Annotated in this window: 2 protein-coding genes; both read left to right on the top strand. The window is 45.2% G+C overall.

The features are described from left to right. A partial coding sequence (locus R7Q47_RS23740) for a sensor histidine kinase (protein WP_318089597.1) occupies positions 1–1,007 on the top strand: 1,007 nt, incomplete at its 5' end. A 4-nt stretch (positions 1,008–1,011) separates the two neighbouring features. Then, positions 1,012–1,413, top strand: a 402-nt coding sequence (locus tag R7Q47_RS23745) for a sigma-54-dependent Fis family transcriptional regulator (protein ID WP_318089599.1), incomplete at its 3' end; no start/stop codon positions are given.

Raw genomic sequence — 1,413 nt, forward strand, 5'->3', positions numbered from 1 at the left:
CTTCACTGCCTTTACCTGAGTTAAAGCTAACGATTCGTGTGCTTTCGCCAAAACAATCCATCGTTTGGGTTACGATGGGCTATATCGTTGTGCTTACGTTGGCCTTTACGGTTTTGTTCTTGATTGGCCAGTTGATTTATCACCGCCAACAACGTCATTTGCAGTTAGAACGAATCCAACAAGAAGCGAATCAGAAGTTAGAATTTCAAGTCATGGCGAGAACAGCAGAGTTGCAGGCTGAAATTGCGCAGCGAACCGAAACGGAGCAAACACTGCGTTTAACCCAAGATGAGTTGATTCAAGCGGCTAAGCTGGCAGTTCTCGGTCAAATGTCAACGAGCATCAGCCATGAGCTGAATAATCCGTTGGCAGCCATTCGTAGCTTTGCTGAGAATGGAAAATTGTTCCTTCAGAAAGAAAAGTATGATCGAGTGGAAGATAATCTCACTCGCATTTCAGCCCTCACAGACAGAATGGCAAACATCAGCCAGCAATTGCGTTCGTTTGCCAAAAAGGCCAGCGGCAATGAGCTTACCCAAACACGTCTGTTGCCCGTGATAGCCTCATCAAAAGAGCTCATGAAACCCGCTTTTAAATCTGCTCGTGTTCTACTTGCTACCGAACTTCCTACTGACGACATCGAGGTTCAAATCAATACCATTCAATTGGAGCAAGTTCTGGTTAACTTGCTGACAAACGCAATTGAAGCCGTAAAAGAACAACAAGATAAACAAGTGTGGTTGCTCGTTGAAACGGATACGGATGAAAACAAAGTGATGATTCATGTCGATGACAATGGCCCTGGGCTTGGTTCGCACACACTGTCCGAACTTTGCGAACCGTTTTTAACAACTAAAAAGAATGGATTGGGATTAGGACTTTCTATATCTCAGCAAATATTGGCTGGTATGAACGGCAGCTTGAGTGCTCACAACCGAGCCCAAGGTGGCGCTCGATTCTCATTGTGCTTACCAATATGCCAACGCACCGACCAATCAGAAGGATAAGATAATGTGTCAGGTGTTTTTTATTGATGATGAAGCCGACCTTCGATTAGCAATAGAACAAACGTTTGAGCTAGCCGATATCGAAGCGACTTTTTTTTCCGATGCGGAATCCGCCTTGTTAGCCATGAAACAAAGCGACGAAGCTGGTGTGATTGTGACCGACATCTGCTTACCCGGTATTTCAGGCATGGACTTGTTAACCACGTTAGTTCAACGCGACCCAAACCTGCCAGTCATCATGATTACAGGCCATGGTGACATCTCAATGGCCGTAAATGCGTTACACCAAGGGGCCTACGATTTTATAGAGAAACCTTTTGCGCCAGAACACTTGGTTGAAACCGTAAAACGCGCCATTGAAAGACGCCAACTGACGAACGAAAATGAGAAACTTCGTCAATCACTC

It is taken from the genome of Vibrio sp. Vb0349, assembly GCF_033338975.1.